This is a genomic window from Mesorhizobium sp. M1328 (assembly GCF_040318075.1).
In the GTDB taxonomy this organism is placed as follows: Bacteria; Pseudomonadota; Alphaproteobacteria; order Rhizobiales; family Rhizobiaceae; genus Mesorhizobium.
Genome location: NZ_JAMYLO010000058.1, coordinates 1 through 6795, shown reverse-complemented (window position 1 = coordinate 6795; position 6795 = coordinate 1). Strand labels below are relative to the sequence as shown.

General features: G+C 58.5%; 6 protein-coding genes and 2 pseudogenes. All 8 read left to right on the top strand.

Annotation, left to right across the window (positions count from 1 at the left end; genetic code table 11):
• The coding region (locus NKH23_RS34130; protein WP_353036739.1) for a hypothetical protein at positions 1-194 on the top strand (194 nt) is incomplete at its 5' end.
• A 55-nt stretch (positions 195-249) separates the two neighbouring features.
• Positions 250-1542, top strand: coding sequence for a sugar ABC transporter substrate-binding protein (locus NKH23_RS34125; protein WP_353036737.1), 1293 nt, complete (start codon positions 250-252; stop codon positions 1540-1542).
• A gap of 5 nt (positions 1543-1547) precedes the next feature.
• A complete protein-coding gene (locus tag NKH23_RS34120; RefSeq protein ID WP_353036735.1) occupies positions 1548-2462 on the top strand; it encodes a carbohydrate ABC transporter permease in 915 nt (304 codons plus the stop codon).
• Positions 2463-2497: 35 nt separating this feature from the next.
• Positions 2498-3310, top strand: coding sequence for a carbohydrate ABC transporter permease (locus NKH23_RS34115; RefSeq protein ID WP_353036733.1), 813 nt, complete (start codon positions 2498-2500; stop codon positions 3308-3310).
• Positions 3311-3419: 109 nt separating this feature from the next.
• Positions 3420-4481, top strand: a complete 1062-nt coding sequence (locus NKH23_RS34110; RefSeq protein ID WP_353036731.1) for an ABC transporter ATP-binding protein — start codon at positions 3420-3422, stop codon at positions 4479-4481.
• A gap of 217 nt (positions 4482-4698) precedes the next feature.
• On the top strand, positions 4699-5115 hold the full coding sequence (locus NKH23_RS34780; RefSeq protein ID WP_502912408.1) for an antitoxin Xre/MbcA/ParS-like domain-containing protein: 417 nt from the start codon (positions 4699-4701) through the stop codon (positions 5113-5115).
• 115 nt (positions 5116-5230) lie between these two features.
• A pseudogene (locus NKH23_RS34105) lies at positions 5231-5770 on the top strand (transposase); the annotation flags it as partial.
• 554 nt (positions 5771-6324) lie between these two features.
• Positions 6325-6693 (top strand): annotated as a pseudogene (locus NKH23_RS34100) (IS21 family transposase); the annotation flags it as partial.
• Positions 6694-6795 lie beyond the last annotated feature (102 nt).

Genomic DNA, 6795 nt, shown 5'->3' with positions numbered 1-6795 from the left:
TGGTCGCCAGCGTTGAAGACGCCGCTCTCGATCTGAGACCGAATGATATCAGCGAGCTGAATGTGAAGTGGAGTTCTACCGGGCCGAATCATGCGGTCTCCTACAAGCCGAGTCATTGCTACCACACGGCTTGGGTGGCTGGCAATATTAGGATATTGCATTCTTGCAAGAAAGCACTTAGCTTGCGCTTTTAAGTCAAGGGAGTGGTTCCCTGATTGTGGGTCCGCAAAACGGACGGGAGGAAACAAGATGACTATGACGAGCTATCGCTTGGGTCGGCGCGGTTTCTTGACCGGCATGTTGGGAGTGTCGTCGCTGCCACTGCTTGGATCATTGCCGGCCAGGGCGCAGGACAAGACGGTGCGGGTCTTCGGCAATGGAGACGGCGCCGGTTATAAGAGGCTCTTCGATGCTTTCGAAAAGGTGTCTGGCAAGAAGGTTTCTTTCGAAGGTGTGCCGTTTTCCGACCTTCAGAACACGATAGTTCAGCGCTTCCGGACGGGGAATTCCGGGATCGATGTCTTCCTCGTAGATCCGACTTATATACCGACGTTCGATAAGCTGGGCATTTTGACGGACTTGACGAGTGCCTTCGCAGAAAAGAGCAAGGGCGTACTGTTCCCCAGTGATTTGCAGGGCGCTACCTATAACGGGAGGATGCTGTCAATGCCGATCGGGGAGTCTACTCAATTCCTGTTCTACAACAAGAAGCTCTTGGCCCAAGCCGGTGTCGAAGCGCCGGGTGTCTCGCCGGATGCACGCATCACTTGGGAAGAGCTCATTGATCTGGCCAGGAAGGTGCAGAAGGGCGGAGCCGAGATCGGCTTTGGATTCGAGCAAGTCGATCGCTACTACCAGCTACAGGTTCTGCCAGAGTCGCTCGGCGGTGGACCGGGCGTTAAAGGTGAGGACCTGCTGACTCCCGATGTGGCCAATGATGGCTGGCTACAGGCAGGAAAATGGTATGGAAGCATCTTCGCCGATGGCGTGGCCTCGCGTGGTCCGACCAGCACCACAGAGATGGCCGACCTATTCAAAGCGGGCCGTCTTGCATTTTTTGTTAGCGGTCCGTGGCAAATCGCCGGATTCAACAAGGTTGAAGGTCTTGACTATGCTGTGGCGCCTCATCCGTATTTTGCCGGTGGGAAGGCCGTGACGCCTTCTGAATCATGGCATTTTGGAGTGGCGGCGGGCGCAGCGAATCCCGACCTGGCTATGGAATTCTTGAACTACGCCGGCTTAGATAAAGACGGGTCACTATTTGCATCCGACGAAGACTTTCTATCCGCGAACATCGAGACTTCGGCCGACATGCTGAAGACCCTTCCCCAGCAAAATCCCAACCTGAAGGGTATTGATCTTTTGATAAGCTATGAGCTCGCGAATACGGCTATCCGGCGACCGCGTACCCTCGGATATCTCCAATTGGAGGAGCTGGTCACGCGTGCATGGAGCGATATCCGCAATGGAAGTGATGCTGCCCAGACCTTTCCGCAACTGCAACGTGAACTTGAGCGCAGTTTCAAGCGGATCGAGCGCTAAAAGCGATGGCGATGGGAGCGATTACTGAGGCACAAAGCGTCAGGGATGCACCCATAGTTAGGCGATTTTCAAAATGGAGAGCGGCCATAGCGCCGCTCCTCTTCCTGACGCCGGCTCTGGTTGCGCTCATCGGGTTTCGGTTGTTGCCAGCAGGTTGGCTCGTGCAACAGAGCTTGTCCGGCCCCGACGGCGAATTCGTCTGGCTCGATAATTTCGAGTTTCTTTTCTCGGCGCCTTCATTTGCCAAGACCCTCCAGGCGACCGTAACCTTTGTCGCGGTGACCGTGCCGCTGCAGACGGCAATGGCTTTTGGCCTCGCTTTGCTGTTTGCCGAAAATTCACGGATCCTCTCGCTGCTGCGAACCTTGGTGTTCCTGCCGGTATTAATCCCATCGAGCGTCGCAGCCATACTGTGGGGTGCTGCATACCGCCCGCAGGGACTGGCAAATGCTCTGTTGACGTCTATAGGCGTGAGCGCTCAGCCGTTCCTCACATCGCCAGACCAGGCACTGATGTCGATCGTGGTTATGTGCTCGTGGATCGGATGCGGCTTCTGGATGATCTTCCTCATCGGGGGCCTAAAGGACATTCCTCGCGATCTCTATGAGGCAGCATCGATCGATGGGGCCGGGAAGCTTTCCTCGCTATGGCACATCACTATTCCGCTAATGCGTCGGCCGCTGGCCTTCGTAATCGTCGCTGACACGGTGTCCGCATTTCTGCTGTTTGCGCCGATCGCGATACTTACCCGAGGCGGGCCCAGCGGCAGCACGCAGCTCGTCATGTTTGACGTGTATCAGCAGGCTTACTTTTTCAATGACGTGCCATTGGCTGCTGCGGAAGGGTTGACCTTGATGGTCATCATGATGGTCATCATCCTCATCCAGTTCCGGTTACTATCGCGGGAGAAACAACTGTGATCGCCAGAGGAAAGAGCTCGGCCGGGCTCGAACGCATGGTTCAGCTCCTGTTCGGCATCGCCGTCGCCGCCGGCTTTATGCTGCCGATCGTCTGGCTGGTTGCCGGAAGCCTCCGGCCCGGTAGCGAGATATTCACCTCGCTCGATCCGCTTTCCACTGGCAGCTTCATTCCGCCACGGCCGACTCTGGCAAATTTTGGCAGCGCGCTCGGCGGAGCGTTCCGGACCGGATTGATCAACTCGATCGTCGTGGCCGCATGTACGGTGGTCGTGGGTCTGCTGGTGTGCGCAGCCGCAGCCTTCGCGTTGAGCGCCATGCAGTGGCGCGGCCGCGAGGTCGTCTTCGCCATCATCGTCTTCAGCTTTTTGGTCCCCGAGGAGGTCGTGGCTGTCCCGTTGTCGGCCATCTTCGCACGCGCAGGGCTGCAGAATACCTACATTGCACTGATCTTGCCCTTTGTGGGCAGCGGCATGGTGATCTTCCTGCTGCGGCAGTTCTTCCTCGCCATACCGCGTTCGCTGATTGAAGCCGCTCAAATCGATGGAGCCGGCTGGCTAAGGATTTTCCTCGAGGTTTTCCTGCCGCTTTCGCGTCCGGCTCTCATCGCCGCCGGTGTCATCATTTTCAATGGGCAATGGCAGGCTTATCTCTGGCCGCTTTTGGTCACGACGCGCGCGGACATGTTCCTTGCCCCAATCACCCTCGGTCTTATGGCGGGGGAGCACAGCACCGACTACGGCCAGATCTTCGCGGCATCGACCATTCTGAGCCTCATCCCTGCAGCCATCCTGCTGGGCTTCCAACGCTTCTTCACCGACTCGGTCGCGATGTCGAGCGTCAAAGAATAACGCGCACGTTCGAATTCGAAGACAGCGTTCGAGCGTTTGAAATCGCCGCATCCGCCCCAAAGGGCGACGTGAAAATGCAAATTGCTTGGCCCAATAGAGGAGATGCGAGTTGGCTCAGGTCACCGTCAGGAACATCGTCAAGCGCTATGGCGCCGCGCAGGTCATCCATGGCGTGAATGTCGATATCGCCGATGGCGAGTTCGTCATCCTTGTCGGCCCATCGGGTTGTGGCAAATCCACCCTGCTGCGCATGATCGCCGGTCTCGAAGCCATATCGGGCGGCGAGATCAGCATCGGCGGCCGGGTGGTGAACGATGTCCTGCCGAAAGACCGCGACATAGCGATGGTGTTCCAGAACTATGCGCTCTATCCGCACAAGAACGTCGCCGACAACATGGGCTTCTCGCTCAAGATCAGGGGCAGGCCGAAGGCCGAGATCGAAGCCAAGGTGAAGAAGGCGGCCGAAATCCTCGATCTGGGCAATTTGCTCGACCGGTTTCCGAAACAGCTTTCGGGCGGACAGCGCCAGCGTGTGGCTATGGGACGCGCCATTGTGCGGGACCCGGAAGTCTTCCTGTTCGATGAGCCTTTATCGAATCTCGACGCCCAACTTCGTGTCGCGATGCGCGTCGAAATCAAGGAACTGCATCAACGTCTCGGCACAACGATCGTCTACGTTACCCATGACCAGATCGAGGCGATGACCATGGCCGATAAGATCGTGGTGATGAAGGACGGTAAGGTGGAACAGGTCGGCGCGCCGCTCGATCTCTACGACAATCCGGGCAATGTCTTCGTCGCCGGTTTCATCGGCTCGCCGGCCATGAACTTCATCAAGGGCAGGATCGATTCGAAGGACGGCAGGCAGGTCTTTGTGTCGGACACAGGTTCCGTGCTGCCGGTCGAGAGGGGCAAGGCGCAGGACGGGCAGCCGGCCATCTATGGCATACGTCCCGAGCATATCGACATCGCGCCCGACGGCTTGCCGGCAACGGTTTCGGTGCTGGAGCCGACCGGCTCCGAGACACAGATATTCGCCAACCTTGGCGAAGATCCTATCGACGCCATCGTCAAGGATCGGCTGACGGTCCGTCCTGGTGAAGAAGTAAGACTGAGGATCGATCCGCGCCGGGTCCACATCTTTGACAGGCAAAGCGGCGCGCGCTTGTGATCCTTCGCTCCCGGAAAATCGGTGCTGGTCACCGGCGCCGGCAAGGGCATTGGTCGCGCGGCCTCTTACGCGGCAGGGGAGCCACACCGTGACCAAATCATTTGATTTTGGAAATGAACCTCACCAGGACGAGCTTACAAGCTTGGTTGCAAGGTCCAGCGCGTTCTGGCTCAGCACCAGGAGGTTATGAAGGAACGCGGTTCAATCTTCATCGCATATGGGGACTAGCAATGTCGCTGCTGTTGGTTTGCTTTCGCCAATTTGCCAACAGGCTATCCATGACGATTTGACCGCCCTGGCCTTCGAATTTGTTCGGAGGCTCGCAGCCGAAGCAGTGCGTCGTTCTAATGAAAGCGCCCGTGAGGCGGCTTCGCTCACGGCGCGGACCGAGGACGCAGTCCTAGAAGCGCGAGATCTGCAAAGCGATTGCCTGCGAATTGAAGACTGGGCCGGTCAGGTTGCAGGGCCAACTTATCTGGAACAACGCTTCGGGATACCGCGATCGACACTGCATTGGTGGCAACGGCACAACGACGTAGTCGCATTCCGGAAAGGCGCCCGCAAGCATTGTTCCCCTTGGCTCAGTTCATCGACGGCAGGCCTGCGCCAGGGATACGACAAGTGCTGTCCTTGATCGCCAATCCCAGACCGGCGTGGCTTTGACTGAATGCTCTGATCCCTGAAAACTGGATCGTTCGAAAGTGGAGTTTTCCGCGGTAACATCCCTTGGCTGGGAGGAGCGGAAGGCGATGAAGGCATCGAAGTTTTCGGACGCGCAGAAGGCGTTCATTCTGAAGCAGGGCACGGACGGGATTCCGGTCGCGGAGATCTGTCGTCGGGCGGGGATCAGCCAGGCGACGTACTTCAACTGGAAGAAGAAATACGACGGACTGCTGCCGACCGAGATGAAGCGGCTGAAGCAGCTTGAGGACGAGAACGGCAAGCTCAGGAAGCTGGTGGCCGATCTCTCCTTGGACAAGGAGATGCTGCAGGACGTCATTCGCCGAAAACTGTGAGGCCTGGTCGCAAACGCGAGTTGGTGGCGCAGACGTGTGATGAGTGGAACGTGTCGATCCGGCGGGCATGCCGGGTTCTGGAGTTCGACACGTCGACCTATCAGCCGCCGCGATCAGGCCGGCATCGAAGCTCGGATCAAGGACATCTGCGCCACAGGGGTCCGCTACGGATACCGGCGCGTGCACGTAATGCTCACGCGCGAGGGCTGGGACATCAACATGAAGCGAACCTACCGAATTTATAGGGACTTGGGCCTGCAGCTCGGATTGAAGGGCAGTCTCAACGAGTATGAGCTCGATCTTCTGCGTCAGCGCTCCCTGTCGGCCCGCTATGAGAAGGCCCGGCGCGGTGAACTCGTCGTCGCTGCCCCGGTCGGCTTCGTGAAGGTCGGCGACCGGCTGGAGAAGGATCCCGATCGTCGCATGCAAGAGGCCATCACCCTTGTGTTTGACAAGGTGGCGGAACTCGGCAGTGCCGGCCAGGCCCTGCTCTGGTTCCTCGAACATGGGCTGGATTTGCCTGCCAAGCGCAACAATGGCGATGTGGTCTGGCGCAGGCCAAGCTATGCGACCATCCACCGAATGATGTCGCATTGCCTCAAGGAAAATGTTACCGCGCGGGTTCGTTGCCTCATGCGGCGCGGCAATCAACGTGAGAGCGCAGCGTCAATCAGGCAGGATGAGAATGCCGGCGGGTTGGAACGCAGGGAGGGCGTAGCCCGACTGGAGTTTCAACCCGCCGGCGGCGCGTTCCTTTTCGCGCGTCGTCTGGTGATCACGGTCGACCGGGTATGCGGTGGTTTTTCCTGTTGGGGAGGAATCACTTTGTGCCCGGCCGCCACGTAACCGATCACCAATTGAGGCTTTTCATGAAGTTCCGGAAGACCAATACGACGGCCGTCGCAGCGGCGAAGGCGTCGATCAGCACAGCCACGGCCTATCGTCTCGAGAAGGATTCGAGGCTGCCCTCGCAAAGGAAGGTTCCGCGGGAAAGGCGCCGGCCAGACCCGCTCGCGAAGATTTTCGAAGCCGAGATCGTGCCGCTGCTGCGGGCGGCTCCCGGCATCCGGCCGGTCGCCATTTTCGAGGAGATGATCAGGCGACATCCCGAACTGGGCAATGGCATTCGTCGCACGGTCGAGCGCCGTATTCGATCCTGGCGCGCCGTCCATGGCGAGGAGCAGGAGGTCATTTTCTGTAAAAGTTTAAACTTTATCTGACAGACGGTGTCCTGGGCTGAAGCTTGAGCCGAGGCCGGGCGCGGAGTGGTCAGGGTTCGCAGCGCCCGGCCTCGGCGA

Coding starts and splice junctions, on each gene's coding strand:
- NKH23_RS34125 (WP_353036737.1), top strand. CDS start 250: ATGACTATGACGAGCTATCGCTTGGGTCGGCGCGGTTTCTTGACCGGC.
- NKH23_RS34120 (WP_353036735.1), top strand. CDS start 1,548: ATGGCGATGGGAGCGATTACTGAGGCACAAAGCGTCAGGGATGCACCC.
- NKH23_RS34780 (WP_502912408.1), top strand. CDS start 4,699: ATGGGGACTAGCAATGTCGCTGCTGTTGGTTTGCTTTCGCCAATTTGC.
- NKH23_RS34115 (WP_353036733.1), top strand. CDS start 2,498: ATGGTTCAGCTCCTGTTCGGCATCGCCGTCGCCGCCGGCTTTATGCTG.